Origin of the sequence: Sphingobacterium sp. DR205 (genome assembly GCF_011064245.1) — a bacterium.
GTDB lineage: Bacteria > Bacteroidota > Bacteroidia > Sphingobacteriales > Sphingobacteriaceae > Sphingobacterium > Sphingobacterium athyrii.
Genome location: NZ_CP049333.1, coordinates 2,857,335 through 2,881,167, shown reverse-complemented (window position 1 = coordinate 2,881,167; position 23,833 = coordinate 2,857,335). Strand labels below are relative to the sequence as shown.

The following is a 23,833-nucleotide window of genomic DNA, read 5'->3' as shown; positions in this document are numbered from 1 at the left end:
ATAGCTTTTATTTTGTCGGAATAGGCGCAAATTTAGTTAAGTTAATGCCTTCGACAGCAGCTTTATATTCCTCAATATTAGGGATACGTCCTAAAATCGCTGAAAGCACAACAACAGGTGTAGACGCTAATAAGGATTCTCCTTTTTTACCATCTCTATCTTCAACGACACGGCCTTGGAACAAACGCGTTGACGTAGCCATCACCGTATCACCTTTTGCAGCTTTCTCCTGGTTACCCATGCAAAGGTTACAACCGGGACGCTCCAGATACATGATATTTTCATATTCTGTACGGGCAGTACTTTTTGGCAATGCATCGCTAAATTCAAATCCTGAATATTTTTGCAAGAATTCCCAGTCGCCTTCTGCTTTCAACTCATCGATAATATTATATGTTGGCGCTGCAACAACCAATGGAGCTTCAAAGGTAACGACACCTTTTTGCTGCTCGATATTACGCAACATTTTGGAAACGATTTTTAAATCGTCCTTATGCACCATACATGAACCAACGAAACCTAAATCTACCTTTTTGTTTCCGCCATAGTAAGAAAGGTCACGAATCGTATCGTGCGTATAACGTTTAGAAACGTCCGCGTTATTTACATCTGGATCTGCAATCATTGGTTCTTCAATTAGATCCAAGTCAACCACAACCTCAGCATAGTATCTGGCATTGGTATCTGGCGTCAATGCTGGTTTAGCACCAGATCTGATTTCTTCGATACGTTTGTTAGCCTTATCGATCAAACCTTGTAAAACATTGTTTTTATTTTCCATACCCTTATCAATCATGATTTGGATACGGTTTTTAGCAATTTCTAACGATTCAATTAACGTATCATCCTGAGAAATACAGATGGATGCTTTTGCTTTCATCTCCGCAGTCCAGTCCGTAAAAGTAAAGGCTTGATCGGCAAGTAATGTACCGATATGAACCTCAATGATTCTACCTTGGAAAACGTTTTCTCCAGCAAATTGCTGCAACATCTGTGCTTGTGTTGCATGTACAACATCACGGAAATCCATGTGTTCTTTCATGCTACCTTTGAAAGTCACTTTAACAGATTCAGGAATCGGCATAGAAGCCTCACCCGTAGCCAATGCTAATGCAACAGTACCCGAGTCAGCACCAAAAGCAACTCCTTTAGACATCCGTGTATGCGAGTCACCACCAATGATGATGGCCCATTCGTCAATCGTAATATCATTTAACACCTTGTGGATCACATCGGTCATGGAGTGATAAACCCCTTTTGGATCACGTGCAGTAATCAAACCAAAATCGTTCATAAATTTCATCAATTTTGGAATATTCGCTTGCGCTTTCTTATCCCATACAGATGCGGTGTGGCAACCTGATTGATAAGCACCGTCAACTGTAGGAGAAATTACTGTAGCAGCCATTGCCTCCAACTCCTGAGCAGTCATTAAACCGGTCGTATCTTGAGAGCCGACAATATTCACTTTCACGCGTACGTCAGAACCAGCATGCAATACTTTTCCTGGAGTCACCCCAACAGCGTTTTTGTTGAAGATTTTTTCTACAGCAGTTAAGCCTTGACCGTCAATGGTAATTTCTTTCGAAGGAGCAAATACTGTCGGCGCTTGGATACCTAAAGTTTGTGCAGCAAAAGTTTGGATTTTTTTACCAAATACAATGGCATAAGAACCGCCTGCTTTGATAAACTCCATTTTTTGTGGTGTTAGCGCTTTTGAAATATCAATAAGCTCTTGTTCACCATTATATAACTTCTTTGTTTTTGTATTGATGGTTAACACAGTACCTGTGGCAACAGAATAAACCTCTTCTAGAATAGGCTCATTCTTTTCATTGCGAACCACATTTCCGTTTTCATCAACTTTTTTCACCCAGTTTTTAAGGTCGATACCGATACCGCCCGTAACGTCTACTGTCGTCAAGAAAATTGGAGAGATACCATTTGTACCACCTACAATCGGCGCAATGTTTACAAAAGGAACGTAAGGGCTTGCCTGTTTACCGGTCCATAAGGCCACATTGTTCACTCCTGACATCCGTGAGGATCCGACACCCATTGTACCTCTTTCAGCGATCAACATGACGCTTTTACCGGGATGTTGTGCCTGTAAGTCCTGAATTTGTTGTTGTGCCTCTGGCGTGATCATACATTTACCATGTAATTCACGGTCAGAACGGGAGTGCGCTTGGTTACCCGGAGACAATAAATCCGTAGAAATATCACCTTCACCCGCAATAAAAGTAACCACCTGAATTTCTTCTGCTACTTCAGGAAGTTTCGTGAAGAATTCAGCTTTTGCATAGCTCTCCAAAATATCTTTTGCAATAGCATTACCTTGTTCAAAGGCTTCTTTCAAACGAGCCGTATCAGCATCGTATAAGAAAACCTGCGTTTTAAGCACCTCTGCCGCCTGACCTGCAATCGCAAGATCAGTACCCAGCGCCAGGTCCAATAATACGTTAATAGAAGGCCCACCCTTCATGTGAGACAACAGCTCAAAAGCAAAATCCGGTGTGATTTCAGCAACAACTGATCCCCCTAGAATAATCTCCTTTAAAAACTGCGCTTTAACACCAGCAGCTGGCGTAGTGCCCGGCAAAGTATTATAAATAAACAATCTTAAAGATTCTGCTCTATTTTCATTGTTTAAATCTTTAATCTGAGCAATTACCTCACTTAGTAATTCTGCTCCGTCAATAGGCTTAGGATGTAACCCTTGGCCTTCTCGTTCTACAACCTCTTGTACGTAATCGTTGTAAATACTCATAGATATCAATCTTTCTATTTTAAGGGTAGTTCAGAAGATATACTCTTACCTTCCTGCGCTACCGTGTCTGTAATATAATTAAGCAAATATAATAACTCCTGTAGTTCACTACATTACATTATAAATCAGCCCCTTCAGTTCGTGTTTTTAAGTTGATTCATTTACCGTAAATCAACTATTATGACTAAATACAAAAATAGTGAAAATCCAACTTTAAACGCATGCATTCCATTTATTTAAATCAATTTGGAATTGTTCTAAACAGTACTTATGCAATCCGGCCATTTTTTTTTGAATCTATTTTTTCACCCTTATCAATCTTAAAAAAAAGAGGTGATTTATTTTATTAAATCACCTCTAAATACCGCTATATGCTTTCTATATTGATATCTATATCTTTCAATTTTTTGATGGTCTCCAATGGATCCGAAGCATTAAAAACAAAAGAACCAGCAACGAGTACATCAGCACCCGCTTTCAACAGCTGCGCTGCATTTGCAGTCGTAACCCCGCCATCAATTTCAATAAGCAAACCATCGTTTATGCCGGCAGCCATTGCCCGGAGCTCCTGAACTTTTGTATAGGTATTTGAAATGAACTTTTGTCCACCAAATCCAGGATTGACAGACATCAGACAGACCAGATCCAAGTCAGCTAAAACATCTTTCAAAAGAGCAACCGGCGTATGTGGATTCAATGCAACCCCTGCTTTACAGCCCAATTCTTTAATAGCTGCCAATGTACGGTGCAAGTGCGTGCAAGCCTCATAATGCACGGTAATTATCTCGGCACCGGAATCTTTACACACTTGCAAATAACGATCAGGATCAACAATCATCAAATGTACATCCAATGGTTTTGTGGCATGTTTCGCAATAGCTTGCATTACCGGAAATCCAAAGGAGATATTCGGCACAAAAACACCGTCCATAATATCTATATGAAACCAATCAGCCTCACTATTGTTTACCATGATGATATCATCATATAATTTTGCGAAGTCTGCAGCAAGAACGGATGGTGCAATAAGATGTGATTTTGTTGACATGTTGTATTTTTTTTCGCAAAGATAACAAGTATTTTTCTTTCGACACAGCGTTGTACATATTTAACATGAATCAAACTGTACCCAATAGAATTCACAAAAAATAAATTATAACTACATTTGTATATTAACTTAATATAAAAACATCGTTCACAGTGGGAAGATTAAAAATAAAATACAAAAGAGAGCTCAATACAACCGAAAATCTCATCCGAAAAATTGGATTAATACTAATCACAATCGTCCTGATTTGTATTTTTCTTCCCAAACAACCACGATTCCGATATGAGTTTCAAAAAGGAAAAGTCTGGAACCATGAAAATCTCATATCACCTTACAATTTTGCGATCCTGAAGACACAGGAAGAGCTCAATGCAGACAAAAAAAGTATCTTAAATACGATCCAGCCGATTTATAATGCCAATTCGACAACAAGTAAAGAGCAGATCGACCAATTCAATACCGATTTGTCCGAAAAATGGCAAAGCAGCAAACTGGATACAACACATGAAAATATCAACGATTATCGCAGTGCCGGAAATGCAATATTAAACCACCTCTATGGGAAAGGTATTCTCTCGCTGAATAACCGGTTTCAAAACCGCAACAATGACAAATCCCCAGCTTCGAAACATTATAATTTTACATTAATACAAGATAAGGTTGCTTCACAAAAAAATACGGCGGACTGTTACACCATTGAAAGCTCTTATGAATATATGGACAATTTAATGCCCAAGCTGACCAAAATCAAACAGAAAGGCTGGCTCGAGGAGACATTAAAAAATTACATCACGATTAATTACATTTATAACGATCAGCAAACCGAAGCGCTTGAACAAAATGCGATCACAAATATATCCGCCACGCGAGGTGTAGTTCAGAAAGGTGAACTGATTGCGGAAAAAGAAAAAATTATATCCAATGAGACTTACCAGAAGCTCGAATCGCTACGTAAAGTGTATGAAGATGAAGGCAAAATAAGCGGAAATCAAAACTATGTCACTCTGGGACAATTTCTGATCATATCCCTCGCTCTTTCGATACTCATGGTATTTCTTTTCCTTTTCCGAAAGGACATTTATTTCAACAATAGGTTATTGATGATTATTATGATTGTCATCATCGGGATGCTTGCCGTACTCTCTTGGGCTATCAAGATCAAAATACCCAATTTGTATTATATTCCGTTTTGTGCCGTCCCCATTATCATTCGCATCCTGTTTGACACCCGTGTCGCGCTGAATATCCATCTGTTGATGGTGCTTTTGGCCGGACTCTTTGTACCGAACAGTTTTGAGTTTGTCTTTTTACAATTTATGGCAGGCATTGTTGCAATCTATAGTATCAAAACATTGGTAAAACGTGAGCAGCTGTTTGTTTCTTCGGCAATTATCTTGGGGACATACTGGATCGCTTACATCGGGCTAGTGGTCACAAGAAATGGCTCTATTGACACCATCTACTGGTCGGACCTCCTTCCATTCCTGGTCAGTGTCATGATCACGTTGCTGGCCTATCCGATGATCTATGCTTTCGAAAAACTCTTTGGAATAGTATCTGACCTGACCCTGATGGAGCTCACAAACAGTAACTCCAAATTATTACGGGAACTATCGTTCAAAGCACCGGGTACCTTTCAGCACTCCCTACAGGTAGCAAATCTGGCTGAGGCCGCAATTTATAAAATTGGAGGCAACCCGCTGTTGGTTCGCGCCGGAGCACTGTACCATGACATCGGCAAATTGACCAATCCACAATTTTTTATTGAAAACCAAAAAACGGAAAAAAATCCACACGATGAACTTTCTCCGGAACAAAGCGCACAGATCATTATCTCCCATGTCATCAAAGGTGTGGATATCGCTAAGAAACATCAGCTTCCCGAAGTGATCCTCGATTTTATCCGGACGCACCATGGCACCACCCGTGTGGACTACTTTTACAATGTGTTTGTTAAAAACAATCCGGACAAACTCGTTGACGAGTCTTTATTTACCTACCCCGGCCCTATTCCTTTCTCTAAGGAAACGGCTGTACTCATGATGGCCGATTCAGTGGAAGCGGCGTCCAGAGCTTTAAAAGAACCGTCAGAGGAGTCCATCAATAATCTTGTGGATAAAATAATCGAACATAAACTGATGCGCGGACAATTCAATAATAGCAATATTACATTGAAAGATATTACCGAATCGGCCGTTATCTTCAAGGCTATGCTCAAAAGTATTTACCATGTACGGGTGGATTACGATTTAAGCAAAAAAACATTGTAATTTTAATTGCTAAACAACAAATTGAAATTCAAATGCTTATTGTAACGTTACGTTTTTTTTGCATTTTTTTTGATATTTAGGCTTTGCAGATTCAAATAATTGCCTTATGTTTGCAATGTCAAAACACGGAAGGGTGCCTGAGTGGCCGAAAGGAACAGTTTGCTAAACTGTCGTACTGGAAACGGTACCGCGGGTTCGAATCCCGCCTCTTCCGCCAAGACTTTAAAAAAGCTCAGCTAATGTTGAGCTTTTTTAATTTAAGTGCAATTCCCTAAATCCCTTCTTCCCGCAACCGCCAAAGAACCTCCAACAACTGGCTAGTTATTTTTTAGGTGGAAAGAAAAAAGATTTTGGATTCATCTTAAAATAAATCCATACCGCCTTGGCCATTTTCGCCAGCTCCTTAGACGACAGGTTTCGCGAACGGAACGCGAGCACCAATGATAAACCAAAGCTTACCAGAAAATTAAAAAGTCCAATTATACCGATACCCAAAATTCCCCATATCCAAATATCCGTGGACAGCTCCATATGATGCCCAAATAGACCAAGCGCCAGATTCCCGCTCGCAAAAGTGATATGTCGAATATCCAAATTCAGACCAAGAAACATCCCGATCGAAGCAGTTGACCCCATAAAAACACCAAACCAGAGATTGGAAACGATACCAGCCCATTTCTTCTCATAAAAAGAGGCTATCTTGTCCGTCTTCGTTTTCCCAAATATCTTTTTCAACAAGGGATGCTCCTGAATTCTGTAGTAAACAGAATTATGTTTATCTCGATTTGAAATACTTCCAGCGATAATCCCCGACAGAAATAAAAATACACCCGCAATAGAAGCATGCAAGATAACGGGAGTCTTCGTCGGGTTTAAATCGTCGACCAGATGTAGCCATTTTGCACTTGCTATATTTACACCTGACAGCTGCTCTATTCCCCAAATTAACAACAGACTAATGGGAAATGCCATAACCACATTACCAACGAAAGCGATAAACTGCGAACGAAATAAACGTGCAAAAAATTGCGCAAAAATCCAATAACGGTGTCTGTCTGCACCTTGATCAGAAGCCCCCTGTTCGATCGCGTTCACCAGCGATGAGGCTGTCATCGCCGGCTGCTTCGTCGCCAAGGTCGCACCAAAAAGATAGATCATCGTAAAACCGATCGCATAATTCAAGCTATACAAAAACGCATGTCCGAATTCGCTTGTCTCCACTTTTCCCAACAATAGTTTTACGATACACATCGCCCCCACAATTACACCGCCGCCGCAGGCAGAACGAAACATCTTCCAATACTCCCGATGGGTCGATGTAATATAGTGTTCCCCCGTCTGCGCTGTATGATGCGTAATTTCATAGGCCAGCAACTGCGTGCTCTGCCCTATTAATTTACGGATATTGCTTTTTCTGGAATTATATCCAATCAGCGTCTTCGCCAATTCAATGCTTTTATCTGCTTTTTGGGATTCCGTATCAATCACCAAAAAAGAGAGCATCTCCTTGATGCGCTCCAGCTGTTGACGAATTCGCAATAAGGATTGATTCACTTTGATAGAAATACCAAAACGATGTGAATTGCTAAAAGCCGTTTCTATATATGTTTCGCATTGCTTATGAAGCACCAACAACTGTTTGTATGAAAGATCCTCAGATGTAATGTATTTTGTCTCCGACTGTAAAATACGATCATTTAACTCAGTAAACTCCCGCATGATTGCGATAAATGGGCTATCGAAGTTCTGAAACTCAGGCACCATTTTATTCACATCAGTTTCCATGGCACGCCCCGTGATACGTTGCACCAGCAGTTCTATGCCATATAAGATTTCTATCATTTCAAAATCCGTCTCATCATCATAAATCGAATTGAATTCACATAATCGAAAAAGCTCATGCAATTGCTCCGCAGGAATCGTTGACACCCAATCTCCGTCTTTCACGGTATAAAACACCTGGTTCAGTAAATATTGTAAGGTCGGCTTCGCCGGTTGATAAGGCAGATAGCGCTCCGTTATTCGCTTCTTGAGTTCATAAATAAAGTCGGCATAACTAATAATTCCCGTATCGGACACCAATTGATCAAAATCTCTCCGCCAGAGAACACGTTTGAGATACTGAACAAATTGACGCCTTGTATCGGGCAACTCCTGCAAAAAATCAAGAAAAAACCGGATATCAACCTGATAAAATAACTGAACTCTTTTTGGACGAATAATGGCTACAATTAAAACCAAAAGTTCAATTTCATCAAACGCTGGATTATCCAGATTATTTTTATAGCGATCAAACAATTCAGCCATTTGCTGTTTCTGATCCATTTTTTTTCTCATAAATTCTTATTATTCGCTTTCAATGGCCCTTTGAATAGCCTGTATAAACTTTAACGTCTTAAGATACCATATTTAGTACCAAATTGTTTTAAAATATACAATCTATTTGCTCCAAAACAAGGAGATTAGGGAGCATATACCCTGTCGCTATTCCCACCGGCGTTGCAGGCAGGAAAATACCTGAAACCAGTGATAAACCTCCGTAAAAATTCTTCTATTTTTGCAGCAGCAAACAGGACAAAGATGAATTTAAGAAATTTCACACTCGTATGCATAAGTTTATTGCCCATACTGCTAAAAGGACAGGAAGGCATCTCATTTGACGACGATTTTAACCTTTGGAATATACAGAAAGGGCAAACCACCACTATTTTTGTTGAAAAGGCCTACATCCGTTCCGCTCCAGGACTCAGCTCAAAAGCAATAGATTCATTAAGCCATGGCGCAACCGTTACCATCACCAGCGATCCATTTAAAGGCTGCACAATCAAAAATTTCTATGCCCCCTGGTATCAGATCAGCTATACGAAGAATGGCGAGCTTAAACAAGGTTTTATCTGGCTTGGCTTATTGGCGCTTGGTAAGCAAGTCGACAAGGAAGGTTTTCAATACCTATACGGTTTTGACCGCTTTATCAAACAGGGAAATGACGAAGAAACTGCGTATTTTTTAACCAGAGTAAAAATATTGAATACGAGCGACTCGCTAATCGCAAGCCAGTCCTACACATTTGCATTTACCGGCCAGCTGAACTCCCAAAGTAAATTGTTACCCGACATGGGCTTAACTAATGTAAAACAGATCTTACGAATGGAGTTTCTTTCGGGCGCATGTGGCGTTCCGACTGAATATTATTACACTGCCTGGACCGGCCGGAAATTAATCAACTTACCCAGCAGGTATACTGTCGCTGATGCAGGTGTCTTCTATTACGACGAGAAGATCCTATTTCCTTCAGAACACAAAAAAAATAACCAATTGATCTATAAATACATCGAACAAGGGGAAGTAAAAGATGATAGTCGGGAAGACCCCAACTATAGTGTTTCAAAAAGAGAAGAACATTTTCAATGGGATGGCAATAAATTCAGAAAACTCTCGCTGTTGAAATAATTTTCAATAAAATTTAACATATTAGGGAAAATAACAAAAGAAAAAAGCAAGGAATGGAAGAGCAAAATATATACGATTTATTTTACAGTGGACAACTGGATTTATTTATCATTGAAGGTGAAAATCAATTAAGACAAAACAACCGAGATGTGCCGCTTTGGACACATCTTGCCGTTGCGTATCACGACCAGGTATTCTACGAAGGACATGAAGCTGTTTTTGATATCATCCAGGAGAAGATGATTCCTTATCTTCAGAAGGCACTAAGCGTGGAGCCTGAAAATGAAACAACCCTTTACCATCTGCTCAACTACGTCCTAAGTAATGAGGCTTCACTGGCTCTGATCAATCGCCCGAGGAAACACATCAACGAGAACAACAAAGATCAGTTTATTCGCTATGCAAAACAGTTGATCGCCATACCAAAAATGACTTCGTATGGTTATGGCTTTCTGGCGAATATTTATGAAGGACTTCAGGACGATGCAGCCTTGTTGACGGTATTGGACGAAGGGATCAATTATTTCAACGAAGCTTTTAAAGACGATCGGGAAAGTGCAGATCATAATTTCTCCCTATTTTGGATGAAGAAAATATATCTCTTGGACCGCACAAAGCAAATTTCCGGAGCTGCATTAACAGCATTAATCCGGACGCATTTTGACCGTTTCGTCAGCAGTCATGAAATGCAGTATGTGGACCTTGCTGAAATCGCTTATGAAAACAAGGATATAGACCTGGCTTTAAAGGTATTATTAAAACTTATTAAAGGCGAAAATTCAGCTGCACATATCCACCGCGAATTGGTCAAATGGCACAATCGTTTTGAAGATCTGATCGCTGACGGTTATGAGAATCCTGAGGTATTCTATTATCAGCTGATCATTGAACGTAATTATTCCGAAGATATCGGTATACCATTCGATTATTATTACCTACATGCATTAAAACTGATTGACCAATACCCTGACTTGTACGCTGGCTATCATTTTGCAGGCGCATACCTTTACGACGATGGACAGCACGAAGCTGCTCTACCTTATCTCCAACAATCTGGAGAACGCCAATGGAATGCGACATCTTGGCGACGTCTTGTGGAATGTACCTACCTAACGACAGGTGATATATATACGCATATTCCGGTTTTTGAAGACCTCCCGCGCGAACTCTATAATGAAGCGATTAATCTGTCCGACTTTGTCGATGCGTTGGATACGCTGTCAGCTGAAGATACATTGGCCTTGCGACAACTATACCTTGCTATTTATCGCCAAGCCTATGATGCATTTGCGGCTTATTTCGAGGCGGGAAAATATGAAAGTGATTATTTCGGGGGAAGCCACAATCGTGCAATGAATTGCAATAACCTGGCAATTGCTTTAAAGAATGTGGATCTCCTCGAAGATAGTTATCAAATCGCAACTGAAGGATTAAACTACTCAGATTTTGAAGAACTACATCAGACGAGAACAGATGCATTGTCGAAATTGAAGGATTATGAACGCTTAAAAGACGCCCTCGTACTATATTTCGACACATACCAAGTCACTTTGAGTGACCTCAATGAAATGCGCGATGAGGTAATGGAAGAACAGTCTACTGAAGAAGACTCAGATCTGGTATTTCCCAGCTGTTATCAAATGTTTGTCCACCAGCTCGAAGTGAATTATCACCTGGGACTTTCTCCCGATATACAGGCAGAAGCACAATATCTTCTCGAGCACATTTATCAGTTTTATATAAACCATCCTACCCTGAACGACTATCATTACCGGGATTTTGAGGCCGCTAAAAATGGTGTGGAGGGCATTATTTATGATATCCTCGAGCCAAACGATCGTGATTACCGTATCCATTATTATGAAGGTATGGCACAGCAATATCCGCATGAAGCACAACCGCAGTATATCCTCATGCAGCTATACAATGAGATATCCGACTATAGCGATATTATAGCTGCTGCACAAAAATACCTCAAAAATAAAAAGGAATTTATCATCGATGACTTTGATAAAGCAAAGACTTTGTATTTGATTATAAAGGGGCATTACTTCCTATCCGAATTTAGATCGGGTGAAGAAGTATTTCAACGCCATGACAGTTGGGTTGCAACCGTCATGGATCCGGAAGATTATGTGCTCTGGCTTAAATTCGGAATCCTGTTGTATGCTGAGCAGAACAAGCTAACGGAAGTAAGTCGTTGTGTAATGATCTTTAATGGAATATATACACAACATGAATGGGGGTATGATGATGACTGTGAGTCGGTAAAGCTAGCAGAAGCTCTAGTCAATTACAAAACAGGTAACCTAAAAAAAGCCCATAGCCTGCTCAACGAAGTGCTGGCTTATTCCGATCATAGCCCGTTGGCTGATGAATATAAAAAGACCTGGAGGAAACCCGGATTTTTATCGAATTTCAAATTCTAACGGGACCTTTAAAGCCTAAATAAAGGAAAAGAAGCGTAGTAGATAGTAAAACTTTCTGCTACGCTTTTATACTTTACGGAACAACTGGAATCCCAATACAGTATCCCCTCTCCCCGGCAGCAACACTAGTATGAATAGAAAGAAAAAGCTCGAACAGACATAAGAATGAATGTATTACTTATGCAAAAAAACTTATCTTTGAATTGTGACCGGACTGAAACATCTAATCGGATTATTGCTCTTTCTTGGCTTATGGTTCAAGCCAATAGTTGCGTTACCCTGTCATCAAAGTAAAGTTCAGACTTGCCGTATGGACAGTACGGAATCTGGGAGTAAAAAAAATAATTGTTGTAAAAAGTTCCAAGGTAAGGAGAAAAGCATGTGCCAGCACCGCAGGCAATGTTCTGACTGTAGCTGCCACTGTGCTTCTGTAACAAGTGTATTGGCTGTCTCGACAGTGCCCGTACAGCTTCCTAAAATTTGCTCTTCATTCTTAAAAAAATCATATCGCGGCTTGCTATCCGTTTACCTTTCGGACGGTTACTTTTATCCTTGGGTTCCGCCAAAAATAAGCTGACCACAAACTTATTAAGCTTAAAAATGGAGATCGGGGCATACATTGACAAAAAAAATGTATCTCAAAACTCCAATGGGAACCGGATAAAGTCGGTTACAAGTCCATTAAATCAACAAAATATTTTAAAAATTGGATACATGAGAATTCTAAATAACATCATAACAGCTGGCCTTCTCTGCGTGAGCATAACGACTTATGGTCAGCATACTACCATGACAACCCCAACCGTAAAAATCAGTGGCAATTGCGGCATGTGCAAAAAAACAATAGAAAAAGCTGGAAACTCTGCGGACTCCAAAATAGATTGGAACGAGGATAACCAGACCGCAAGTATCTCTTTTAATGCAGAAAAAACCTCGCTGGATGCTGTTTTGAAAAAGGTCGCATTGGCAGGTTATGACAATGAAAAATACCTAGCGCCAGCAACGACCTATGCCGACTTGCATGGCTGTTGTCAATATGACAGAACCTTAAGTGCCCCACCGGCCAATCCTGAAAATACGCCTGAAAGCAAAGAAGAAAGCAGTGGATTGACATCTGTCGTTAAGGCGGGTAGCTTCCAGACGATTTATGACCAGTATTTCCAGTTGAAAGATGCACTGGTTGCCTCCGATTACAAGACTGTATCTACTGCTGCTGCAAAACTTTCAAGTCTGCTAACGGCCTTAAAATCGAATGACTTAACTGCCGCCGAGCAACAAGCCTGGAAAGCACAGGCAAACGCCATAACACAGCATGCGAAGGCGCTCCAGGAGGCGAAAGATCTTGCAAAGCAACGTGTGGCATTTGTTTCGGTCTCCGAAGAGGTCTATAAGTTGGCAAAAAGTTCCAAACCTGCACTTCCGGTTTATCAACAAAAATGCCCCATGTTTAACGGCGGCAAAGGAGCAACCTGGTTAAGCCTCAATAAAGACGTCAAAAATCCATACTATGGCGCCCAGATGCTAACTTGTGGAAGTACAATCCAAACCATACAATAAAGAGACCAGTACCTCAAAGAGATCAGTCTCTATACCAAAGGTTCGTCCGCAATGCAGACGGGCCTTTTTTATGACATATTCCAATTTGGCTGCTCCATTTTGACTCGGGATATAAATTACCAAACGAAATTCGTAAAAACAGATTATTTCAAAGGATAAACCTTAAATTGTAGCTTCTTTTATTGATTCAAAATAGTATATTAGGAGGAGTATCAGGCTAAGCACACAAAAGATAATTAAGGAAAATAATAAAGATATCGTGATCAAATAAGATGAAATTTAATCCATGGAAAAAGTAATTATTACAGGAGGAACAGGTGCTATTGGCCTCCATTTAGCAAAGTTGCTGGTCGCCAATTTCTATGAAGTAATCATCTTCACGAGAGATCCAAAGGCTCATCCGACACAACATAACGTCCGGTATGTCGACTGGAACCCGAAAAAGCAAATCATTGATATAAAATCAATCCAGGAAGCTGATTACATCATCAATTTAGCTGGCGCCAATCTCAATGCCGCACGATGGAGCAAAGCGTACCAACAAGAAATTATATCCAGCCGCGTAGAGAGTGGGCAGCTGATTTATCAGACATTAAAACAGATTCCAAACCAGGTAAAGGCCGTTATATCAGCATCAGCAATCGGGTGGTATGGAGCCGATGACAGTTATCAAAAAAAGCCGTTTGAAGAAGGTGATCCTCAGGGCGGCGATTTTTTATCCTGGGTCTGCAACCTTTGGGAAGGCAGTGTCAAACCTATCGAAACCCTCGGAAAAAGGCTCGTCGTCTTTCGATTCGGAGTTGTGCTCAGTAAAGATCAGGGTCTATTGAAAGAGATCAATCAGTTGTTACGTTTTCGGCTGAATCCCATTTTGGGATCAGGCAAACAGATGTTGAGCTGGATCCACATGGAGGATCTTGCCCGAATGCTTCTATTTGCAATACAAAACAACGCTGTCGCCGGCGTTTATAATGCCTGTTCATCCGAACCTATGCCGATTGGCCAATTCACCAAACGGATTGCAAGACGACGATACGGCATACTGTACCTCCCTTTTCCTGTACCAGCATTTTTGATTAAGCTATTTCTTGGAAAAAAAGGACAGGAAATGGTACTCAACGGAACCTGGGTGAGCAACAAAAAGATCCTCGATGAGAAATTTCCGTTTAAATATCCGACTTTGGACAATAATTGTATAGATAATTTACACATTGGTTAATTGTTAATTCCCGTTAATTTCGGCCCTTTTTGGGACAAAATCCGTATATTTGCGGCTTATGAAGATTTTTAGATATGGCGCAAAGGGCTCCGAAAAAGCGGGAGTCATTTTGAATGAAAAGAAATATGATGTTTCAGAAGGAAATTTTCAATATAACCGTGATTTCTTTGCAAATACGGCAAATTTGGAGAAACTTCAGGCATATGTAGAAAAGAACAGTGAAACCCTAAAAGAAATAGATGTCAATGAACGTATCGGCACTCCTTTAGAAACTCCTTCCAAAATTCTTTGTGTTGGATTGAACTTCGACGATCACGTCAAGGAAACCAACTTGCAACAAGCTGCAGAACCTATTGTATTCATGAAATCGGTTTCTGCGTTTAATGGACCTTTCGATGGTATTACATTACCTAAAAATTCCGTGAAATCCGATTGGGAAACTGAGCTTGCTATCGTTATCGGTAAGAAAGCATCTTATGTCAGCGAAGAAGAAGCGCTGGATTATGTATTTGGTTATGTCTTGCATAACGATGTGACCGAACGAGAGTTTCAGATCGAAAGAGGTGGTACCTGGGACAAAGGTAAGGGTTGCGACACCTTCGCTCCTATAGGTCCGTTTATCGCCACAAAAGATGAGATTCAAGATGTAGATAACATGAGAATTTGGCTTAAATTAAACGGTGAACTGATGCAAGATGGTAATACAAGCGATTTTATATACCGTGTACCAAAATTAATATCTTATTTAAGCCAGTTTATGTCCCTCCTTCCCGGTGACATTATCTCAACAGGGTCGCCAGCAGGTTCGGGTATGGGAAAATCTCCACAACGATTCCTCCGCGATGGCGATATTATTGAATATGGAATAGAAGGACTTGGATTTGGAAAACAGGTTGTATCAGCTTACTCCTTGTCCTAGAAATTTGTTCCTGTAGACCGGTCTTTCCATAGCGTAACTGCAGTATGGAAAGACCGACTCAACTGCCATTTTTTTTCGTCATTTCATTGTAATTTATCAACCGCATTTATGTACATTTATATCGACATCCACTTTGTTAACATAAATGCGTAAATCCCTAGAGGGTCAATGATTCAACTAAACAACATATCTAAATCATTCCAGGTCAAATCCAGACGAATCGATGCATTGAAAAGCCTTTCGCTGACCATCGGTAAAGGAGAAATATTTGGTGTCATAGGAGCTTCCGGCGCCGGAAAAAGTACACTGATCCGCTGTGTCAATCTTTTGGAAAGACCGGATACAGGCCAAGTCATTATTGAAAATGAAGACTTGATGTCCATGTCGCCCAAAGTCTTAATGATGAAAAGGAGAAAAATTGGAATGATATTTCAGCATTTCAATTTACTGTCGTCCCTAACGGTCTTTGAAAACATCTCTTTTCCATTGCAGCTTGAAGGCAAATCAAAAACGTTTATCCGGCAAAAAGTTTCCGAGTTACTGCACTTGGTAGGCTTGGAAGACAAGGCCGAAAGCTATCCGGCTAACTTATCCGGAGGACAAAAACAACGGGTTGCTATAGCACGGGCTTTGGCCAATGATCCACATATTCTGCTTTGTGATGAAGCGACCAGCGCATTGGATCCTGCAACGACCAAATCTATCCTTACTTTATTAAAACAAATTAATAAACAACTGGGACTTACCATCTTATTGATCACCCATGAAATGGATGTGATCAAAAGAATATGCGATCAAGTCGCCGTTCTGGATCATGGAACTTTAATTGAAAGTGGTTCCGTTGAAATGATTTTTGCAAACCCGCTGCAGGAAACTACGAAAAATTTTATTCAGTCCTCGTTGCAGGTTGAAATTCCTTTAGGTTTTCAGGAGCGATTAAAAGAGCAGGGAAATCCTCTTGTAGAGATCTACATGACATCGAGCGAAGAATCTATTCCTTTTATTCAACAATTGGAACAGCAATTTCAGGTTAAAACAAATATTATCACCGCACAGATCGACTATGTCGGTGACATGAAATTCGGTGTTATATTAGCTGAATTGTCTGGTGATATCGAAAATATAACAGCAAGTCTCTCTTATTTGAAAGAACAGCATCCACAAACTAAAATATTAGGTTATGTCTGATCAAGTACTGGATTTACTTTTATCAGGAACGCTCGAAACACTCATGATGACATTCCTGTCGGGCTTTTTTGGATTTATAATCGGGCTTCCACTTGGAATCTATCTATTCCTCACACGGAAACATCAACTGCTGGAAAACAAAACCATGCATCAGATTGTTTCGCTCTTAGTGAACGTGTTTAGATCTATTCCATTCATTATTCTCATTGTCTGGATGATCCCATTTACACGTCAGCTTGTAGGAACATCAATAGGTATGTCGGCAGCATTGGTACCCTTAAGTATTGGCGCAGCACCATTTATTGCGCGATTGGTGGAAAACAGCTTACTGGAGATTCCCAACGGATTAATTGAAGCCGCCAGAGCCATGGGGGCAAGCACACAGCAGGTTATCTTCAAAGTGCTGCTCCCCGAGGCGCTCCCATCATTGGTCAACAATGCGACGATCACCTTAATTACACTTGTAGGTTATTCCGCAATGGGCGGTGCCGTTGGAGCCGGAGGACTAGGACAGATCGGCTATCAATATGGATATGTAGGTTATGACACCTTTATCATGAATTCTGTTCTTATTTTATTAATTTTAATCGTATTCCTGTTACAGTATACAGGTGATTACATATCAAAAAAAGTAAACCATCGTTAACATTAATTGTATCTTATGAAACCATCATGATTTATTCGATCATACTTTGGAGTGAATAACCGAGCAAAAGCGACCTCATCAATGCCGCTTAAAACATACACTAGATGAATAAATCTGATAGCTTCATCACAACTTGAAACCGCCAAAGGCAGCATGAACCGAATGAAATGAGCTCATGAATACCATTGAAAATAAATATTTATGAATAATGCCTTAAAGGGAAAACTGACTAATGAATAAACAAATTTATACAGATGAAAAAATTGAACTATGCATTTGCAATCTTAGCCTTTAGTCTGACGACTATTGTAGCTTGTAATAACAGGGAAAAGAAGGAAAATACCCTTAAGGTTGGTGTGGTAACAGGTCCTGAAAAGGAACTTGCTGAAACGGCTAAGAAAGTTGCAAAAGAAAAGTTCAATCTGGATGTGGAACTAATTTCCTTCAATGATTACGTTGTGCCAAATGAAGCCTTGAATCAAGGTGATATCGATGTCAATGTATTTCAGCACCAGCCTTATCTACAGGAGCAGTCCAAACAACGTGGCTTTACCAAATTAACTATCGTGGGCAATACGTTTGTATTCCCGATTGTCGCCTATTCCAAAAAGATCAAAACCATTACCGAACTTCAGCCGGGTGCGACTATCGCTATCCCAAACGACCCTACAAACGGTGGGCGTTCGCTCTTACTTCTCCAGCGTGAGGGAATCATCGGCTTAAAGGAGAATGTGGGCATACAACCAAAAGTGACAGATATTGTCAGCAATCCGAAGCAGATCAAAATTATTGAGATGGAAGCTCCACAGCTCCCACGCGTACTAGATGATCCTCAGGTTGTAATGGCGATCATCAATAATAGCTTTGCTTCACAAGCTGGACTGGACCCTGAAAAACAAGGATTATTTACAGAGGATAAAGAATCCCCTTATGTCAACTTAATCGTTGCACGGGCAGATAATAAAAATGACGAAAAAGTACAGCAGTTTATACAGTCCTATCAATCTCCGGAAGTAGAAGCAACAGCGAAAAAGGTGTTTAAAAACGGTGCCATTAAAGGCTGGTAAACGTTAAAAATTGTGACTGAAACAACTCATTCTTGCCCTTGTGGCTCAGGACTAACTTTTGCGGAATGCTGTCAGCAAGTGCACAGCAACTACACCAAGGCAACTACTGCCGAAGCACTTATGCGGGCACGCTACAGTGCTTTTGTCGTGGGAAACATTGACTTTTTGTACAACACATTCCACCCTACAACAAGAAGATTCCAAAATAAGAATGCTATTGAGCAATGGGCTAAGGAAAATAAGTGGATGCAGCTCAATATACTGAAAGCAACATTTTCCACGGTAGAATTTGAAGCGCATTATTTGGATTCGGAGCTGCAAGTACAGATCCACCATGAAAAGTCTACATTTAAACAACAAGGCGACCTTTGGTATTATGTAGATGGCCGGTAAACTAGCCTGAGGATTTTATACAAAAAAAGCTGCGCTAACATTTCTTGTTAGCGCAGCTTTTTTATATATGTTAGAACGGATAACTAAACCAATTCCTCCGTATCTTCGCGGTAAGGCGCTTCTTCATCAAACTCACCCTCCCACTTTGCGACAACTACCGTTGCAAGGCAGTTACCAACAACATTAACTGAAGTACGTGCCATATCCATCAATTCATCTATACCCAAAATCGCGGCGATAACAAAGGTTGGCAGACCAAACTGATCAGCCGTTGCTATTAAGATAATTAACGAAGCACGGGGCACTGCCGCTACTCCTTTAGAGGTAATCATTAATGTGAACGCAATCATGAGCTGCTGTCCAAACGACAAGTGAATACCAGCTGCCTGCGCAACAAAAATTGCAGCCAGCGATAAATACAGCGAAGTACCGTCCAGGTTAAAGCTATAGCCTGTAGGGATAACAAACGAAACGATCTTACGCGGAACGCCAAATTTCTCCATTGCACTCATCGCTTTCGGTAAAGCAGCATCTGAACTTGTCGTGGCGAAAGCAATAGACACCGGTTCTTTGATGGCATTAATAAAACGTCTGACAGGAATCTTTAAGTAAAGTGCAACAGGAAGCAACACCAAAGTCAGAAAGCAAAACAATGCAAAATACAATGTTGCCAACAGCATAAATAGGTTTTTCAAAATATCAACACCAAGATGACCTACCGTATAGGCCATTGCAGCTCCCACCCCAACCGGCGCGAAATACATAATGATATTCGTGAACTTAAACATTGTCTCAGACATGCTTTCCGTAAAATCCACCAAAGGTTTCCGCTTCTTCTCATCAACCATTGCAAGCCCGATTCCGAATAGCACCGAAAAGACAACAATCTGTAACACCTGATTATCGGCAACAGATTTTACGATATTTTCAGGAAAGAGATCTCGGATAAATGAAGTGAATTTGTAAACGGGATGTACATTATCGGGCAGCGATTTCAAGACATGTTCATCCATACTTTCTTTAGGTGCGGGCAGCTCCTCATGTGGCATATGTGCAACATCCACACCTACACCGGCACGGGTCAGATTAATCGCACCCAAACCAATAAAAATAGCACAGGTCGTTGCACAGAAGAAATACAGCATAGATTTCCAGGCCATACGTCCCACCTGTTTCAGATCAGAATGCCCAGCAATACCATAAACCAGTGTAGCAAAAAGAATAGGCCCTACAATTGTTTTCACCAGCTTGATGAAACCTTTGCTCAATGGCTGCAAAGAGATTGCCAGATTGGGAAAATCCAGCCCGACAAAAATACCCAGGATCATACAGGTCAGGATCCAGGTAGTCAAATTTTTCTTATAAAGCGCATTCACAACCAAAACGGTGGCAACTATCCAACGGACAGCCATTAGAAATTCATGCGAAAAGCCTACAACATCAAATTCGTATAATACAGCAATGATACAAGCTAATGTAACTGTGATCAGGGTGATGTACCCTATTTTGGTTTTTAACATTTAAAAGATTTTAATGGTCAAAAGAACAAAAATAAAAAAATCCTATGCTTTTGCAAATATTATTATTTAAACGGCCGCTGTTTCACAACAAAATACCGATTTCCCAGAAATGCAGGAGCATAAAAAAAGCAGGATAATTTCTTACCCTGCCTTATATTTTAACGGAATCAAAAAATTATTCCGCGTGTAACCAAGCTTTTTTCGCTAATAGCTCATCGTTAGACTCGCGTACATCTTCGTCATCCACACAACAGTCTACCGGACAAACAGCCGCACATTGCGGCTCATCGTGGAAACCTACACACTCCGTACATTTATCCGAAACAATATAATAGACTTCATTTGAGATCGCTTCCTGTGATTCATTCGCATCGAGCGTAACGCCATCACCAAAATCTATAACACCATCTAAAGCAGTCCCATCTGAGAATTTCCAAGTTACACCAGCATCGTATATTGCATTATTTGGGCATTCTGGTTCGCAAGCACCACAGTTAATGCATTCGTCTGTAATTTTAATCGCCATTTATAACCTCACAATTATGATAAATAAACTATTTTTGCATTATCAATATGAAAACAAAGTCTGATTGTACAATAAGGCTAGTTGATTCACGTTGATTAATGTTAACAGCACAAATATAACACAAATTTGTGTATTCATCTTTTAAAAATTTAATATTTTGACAAAGCAACAACGAATAAATGCGTTTGTAAAACTGGGTGAACTGTTGAAAAAGCAGCCTGAAGATCTTATTCAGATCATTCAACTGGCGCAACATAAAAACCCTTGGTATACCATAAAAAATGTTGAAAATGCCCTACATGCGATTACTTCCAACTTAACGGCAGAACAGCTCAATTACTGGTTACAGGACTATCCGGATAACGAGTCGGCTAAAACAGTAGGCTTAATTCTCGCCGGAAATATTCCACTGGTTGGTTTTCATGATATCCTTTGTGTATTAATCAGCGGATTTAGGGCAAAAATTAAAGTATCCTCAGATGACGCTGGTTTAACAAACTATGTACTCAATCGTTTAAAACAAATCGAGCCCGCTTTTGAAACAGCTTTTGAAATCGTAGATAAACTCAAAGACTTCGACCTTGTCATTGCGACCGGATCAAATAATACGGCCCGTTACTTCGATTATTATTTTGGAGTTAAGCCGCATATTATCCGACGCAACAGAAATAGTGTTGCCGTTATTACCGGTACGGAATCCGCTGCACAACTACAGGCTTTGGGGCACGACATCTTCAATTATTTCGGACTCGGCTGTCGTTCCGTTTCCAAAATTTTTGTTCCGAAAGGCTATAATGTTTCCCATTTTTTTGAAGGAATAGCAGATTTTAAAGATGTGGCTGACCACTATAAATACAATAACAATTACGACTACAATAAATCCATCTATTTGATCAATGGAGACAAACATTTTGACAATGGTTTTCTATTGCTCAAACGGGATGAGCGTACAGCATCTCCGCTATCTGTCGTTTATTATGAAGAATACAACAGCCTTGGAGATGTCGAAAACGAGTTGAATCAACAAGCTGAAAATATCCAATGTGTGGTCTCGGAAGTGCAATTGAACATTCATTCGCCAGTTTTTCATTTTGGTGAAAGTCAGTGTCCTGCTTTGAATGATTATGCAGATGGGATAAATACCTTAGACTTCTTATTTGCAAATCAGTAAGCTTCGGTTAATTTCGTAGTACGGAAATTGCATTAAAAATACTAACTTTGAAATCATGTATATCATTAAAGTAAGAGGTGTCGCCAAAATCCCCGACTATGTGCAGCTGCGAGATGATGCCTTCACCTTGTTGGCATATTTTAGAGTGGATCGGCCTGACAAGTCTCTTGATAAGATCGGATTAGGAGAAAAGGCAGAATATATCATGCAATTGGTCAAAGAAATGCCTTTTGGCCAAATTAAAAAATTAGAGTTTTAACGCCCATGATTGAAAATAAAGTAATTACATTAAAGAACGTTGATATCTTTCAACAGAAACATCTGGTATTATCCAATGTCAATTTAAGTATCGGCAAAGGAGAGTTTCTCTACCTTATCGGACAGTCTGGCAGTGGAAAAAGTAGTTTATTAAAAATCATCTATGGCGATTTGTATATCGGCAATGGCGAAGGAATGATTGCTGGCTTTGATTTAAAGAAACTTCATGAAAATGATGTCCCCTATTTACGCAGGAAATTGGGAATTGTCTTTCAAGATTTTCATTTACTCTCAGACCGGACGATCGAAAAGAACTTGGAGTTTGCCTTAAAGGCGACGGGCTGGAAAGATAAAAAAATGATCGATGCACGTATCTTGGACGTCTTGGAAAAAGTCGGACTCCGTTCCAAATTAAAGAAAATGCCCCATGAACTTTCAGGTGGTGAGCAACAACGGATCGTTATTGCTCGTGCACTACTGAATAATCCGGAGATCATTTTGGCGGATGAGCCTACGGGTAATCTGGATCCGGCAACGTCGGAGGAAATTGTCCTTTTACTGCGTGACATTGCCAATTCTGGAACTGCAATTTTAATGGCTACCCACGATTATACCATTATTCGCAATATGCCATCCCGGATTATCAAAACCGGGGACGGTATTCTACAGGATGATGTCAGCATCTAAACGAAAAACTGACAGTTAAAAAGACATTTTTACAAATTCCGACAAATTGTTAGGCTTTTTTGATAAAATCTGACAAGCTGTCGGAATTTTATTGTTTGGCAAAAACTTTGACAAAGGAAGGTATAGTAAATTTTTGAATCTATTTTAGCATTGAAGATATGAATGAGCAAGATAATTATTATGATGAGAGTCAAGATCAAGTAGAAACTAATTCTTCTGATCAACAGGAGCAGCCTTCGGAAAATCAGGTAGAATTGTCTCCTGAAGAGAAGCTGGCAGCCGAATTGGCAGAGGCAAAGGATAAATACATTCGTCTATCTGCTGAATTTGACAATTACAGAAAACGTACGAGCAAAGAGCGTGTTGAATTGATTCAATCAGCCGGTAAAGATGTGATCGGAAAGTTATTACCTACCTTAGATGATTTTGACCGTGCCTTAAATGCCATGGAAACTGCAACAGATGTGGCATCTGTCAAAACGGGAATGGATATCGTTAACAACAAACTAAGACAGACATTGTCTCAATTGGGGTTAAAAGAAATGGAAACGATCGGTCAGGCATTTGACCCTGAATTGCAGGAAGCTATTACATCTATTCCAGCACCAACGGCAGATTTAAAAAATAAAGTAGTGGACGTTATCGAAAAGGGGTACTACCTAGGTGACAAAGTGATCCGTCACGCGAAAGTAGTTATAGGTCAATAATAGTAAGA

At 40.2% G+C, this 23,833-nt stretch carries 19 protein-coding genes and 1 tRNA gene; 15 read left to right on the top strand and 5 right to left on the bottom strand.

Features of this window, described 5'->3' with window-relative positions:
• Positions 1 to 7 precede the first annotated feature (7 nt).
• Together G6053_RS12155 and rpe are read right to left on the bottom strand one after the other, a co-directional pair.
• Positions 8 to 2,770, bottom strand: a complete 2,763-nt coding sequence (locus tag G6053_RS12155) for a bifunctional aconitate hydratase 2/2-methylisocitrate dehydratase (protein ID WP_108631961.1) — start codon at positions 2,768 to 2,770, stop codon at positions 8 to 10.
• 367 nt (positions 2,771 to 3,137) lie between these two features.
• Positions 3,138 to 3,818, bottom strand: a complete 681-nt coding sequence (gene rpe / locus G6053_RS12150) for a ribulose-phosphate 3-epimerase (protein WP_108631962.1) — start codon at positions 3,816 to 3,818, stop codon at positions 3,138 to 3,140.
• A 152-nt stretch (positions 3,819 to 3,970) separates the two neighbouring features.
• On the opposite strand from rpe, the gene G6053_RS12145 reads away from it, so the two are divergent.
• Both G6053_RS12145 and G6053_RS12140 read left to right on the top strand, forming a co-directional pair.
• Positions 3,971 to 6,088: an HDIG domain-containing metalloprotein gene (locus tag G6053_RS12145; protein WP_108631963.1), complete on the top strand. Its 2,118-nt coding sequence runs from the start codon at positions 3,971 to 3,973 to the stop codon at positions 6,086 to 6,088.
• A gap of 127 nt (positions 6,089 to 6,215) precedes the next feature.
• Positions 6,216 to 6,305, top strand: a tRNA-Ser gene (locus tag G6053_RS12140).
• Positions 6,306 to 6,409: 104 nt separating this feature from the next.
• Here the strand turns inward: G6053_RS12140 and G6053_RS12135 are convergent.
• Positions 6,410 to 8,425 (bottom strand): site-specific recombinase, encoded by a 2,016-nt coding sequence (locus G6053_RS12135; protein WP_165306609.1) that lies wholly within the window; start codon positions 8,423 to 8,425, stop codon positions 6,410 to 6,412.
• Between the two features lie 243 nt (positions 8,426 to 8,668).
• On the opposite strand from G6053_RS12135, the gene G6053_RS12130 reads away from it, so the two are divergent.
• The 9 genes from G6053_RS12130 to G6053_RS12090 all read left to right on the top strand — a co-directional run bounded on the left by G6053_RS12130 (position 8,669) and on the right by G6053_RS12090 (position 18,956).
• Positions 8,669 to 9,538 carry an SH3 domain-containing protein gene (locus G6053_RS12130; RefSeq protein ID WP_108631965.1) on the top strand — a complete coding sequence of 290 codons (870 nt, stop codon included), beginning with the start codon at positions 8,669 to 8,671 and terminating at the stop codon, positions 9,536 to 9,538.
• 53 nt (positions 9,539 to 9,591) lie between these two features.
• Positions 9,592 to 11,967, top strand: a complete 2,376-nt coding sequence (locus G6053_RS12125) for a hypothetical protein (RefSeq protein WP_108631966.1) — start codon at positions 9,592 to 9,594, stop codon at positions 11,965 to 11,967.
• 714 nt (positions 11,968 to 12,681) lie between these two features.
• Positions 12,682 to 13,524, top strand: a complete 843-nt coding sequence (locus G6053_RS12120; protein ID WP_165306608.1) for a DUF3347 domain-containing protein — start codon at positions 12,682 to 12,684, stop codon at positions 13,522 to 13,524.
• A 286-nt stretch (positions 13,525 to 13,810) separates the two neighbouring features.
• Positions 13,811 to 14,743: a TIGR01777 family oxidoreductase gene (locus tag G6053_RS12115; protein ID WP_108631968.1), complete on the top strand. Its 933-nt coding sequence runs from the start codon at positions 13,811 to 13,813 to the stop codon at positions 14,741 to 14,743.
• A gap of 58 nt (positions 14,744 to 14,801) precedes the next feature.
• Positions 14,802 to 15,662, top strand: coding sequence for a fumarylacetoacetate hydrolase family protein (locus G6053_RS12110; RefSeq protein WP_165306607.1), 861 nt, complete (start codon positions 14,802 to 14,804; stop codon positions 15,660 to 15,662).
• A 168-nt stretch (positions 15,663 to 15,830) separates the two neighbouring features.
• Complete coding sequence (locus tag G6053_RS12105; protein WP_165306606.1) at positions 15,831 to 16,850, top strand: methionine ABC transporter ATP-binding protein; 1,020 nt, start codon at positions 15,831 to 15,833, stop codon at positions 16,848 to 16,850.
• Positions 16,843 to 17,496: a methionine ABC transporter permease MetI gene (gene metI, locus G6053_RS12100; protein ID WP_165306605.1), complete on the top strand. Its 654-nt coding sequence runs from the start codon at positions 16,843 to 16,845 to the stop codon at positions 17,494 to 17,496. Before G6053_RS12105 ends, metI begins: the two co-directional genes overlap by 8 nt.
• 254 nt (positions 17,497 to 17,750) lie before the next feature.
• Entirely contained in the window at positions 17,751 to 18,563 is an 813-nt protein-coding gene (metQ, locus tag G6053_RS12095) for a methionine ABC transporter substrate-binding lipoprotein MetQ (protein ID WP_108631972.1), read from the top strand.
• A gap of 12 nt (positions 18,564 to 18,575) precedes the next feature.
• Positions 18,576 to 18,956 (top strand): YchJ family metal-binding protein, encoded by a 381-nt coding sequence (locus G6053_RS12090; protein ID WP_241254986.1) that lies wholly within the window; start codon positions 18,576 to 18,578, stop codon positions 18,954 to 18,956.
• An 83-nt stretch (positions 18,957 to 19,039) separates the two neighbouring features.
• Here G6053_RS12090 and G6053_RS12085 read toward each other — a convergent pair whose 3' ends face one another.
• Positions 19,040 to 20,476, bottom strand: coding sequence for a cation:dicarboxylase symporter family transporter (locus G6053_RS12085; protein WP_108631974.1), 1,437 nt, complete (start codon positions 20,474 to 20,476; stop codon positions 19,040 to 19,042).
• 175 nt (positions 20,477 to 20,651) lie between these two features.
• Positions 20,652 to 21,002 (bottom strand): 4Fe-4S dicluster domain-containing protein, encoded by a 351-nt coding sequence (locus G6053_RS12080; protein WP_046672889.1) that lies wholly within the window; start codon positions 21,000 to 21,002, stop codon positions 20,652 to 20,654.
• 157 nt (positions 21,003 to 21,159) lie between these two features.
• Here G6053_RS12080 and G6053_RS12075 point away from each other — a divergent pair, with 157 nt between their 5' ends.
• From G6053_RS12075 to G6053_RS12060, 4 genes are all read left to right on the top strand, one after another.
• Entirely contained in the window at positions 21,160 to 22,173 is a 1,014-nt protein-coding gene (locus tag G6053_RS12075; protein WP_165306604.1) for an acyl-CoA reductase, read from the top strand.
• Between the two features lie 55 nt (positions 22,174 to 22,228).
• On the top strand, positions 22,229 to 22,432 hold the full coding sequence (locus G6053_RS12070) for a fructose-6-phosphate aldolase (protein WP_108631977.1): 204 nt from the start codon (positions 22,229 to 22,231) through the stop codon (positions 22,430 to 22,432).
• A 5-nt stretch (positions 22,433 to 22,437) separates the two neighbouring features.
• Complete coding sequence (locus G6053_RS12065) at positions 22,438 to 23,118, top strand: ATP-binding cassette domain-containing protein (protein ID WP_108631978.1); 681 nt, start codon at positions 22,438 to 22,440, stop codon at positions 23,116 to 23,118.
• Positions 23,119 to 23,276: 158 nt separating this feature from the next.
• The gene (locus G6053_RS12060) at positions 23,277 to 23,825 is read left to right on the top strand and encodes a nucleotide exchange factor GrpE (RefSeq protein WP_108631979.1); all 549 of its coding nucleotides are present in this window, start codon (positions 23,277 to 23,279) and stop codon (positions 23,823 to 23,825) included.
• Positions 23,826 to 23,833: the final 8 nt, after the last annotated feature.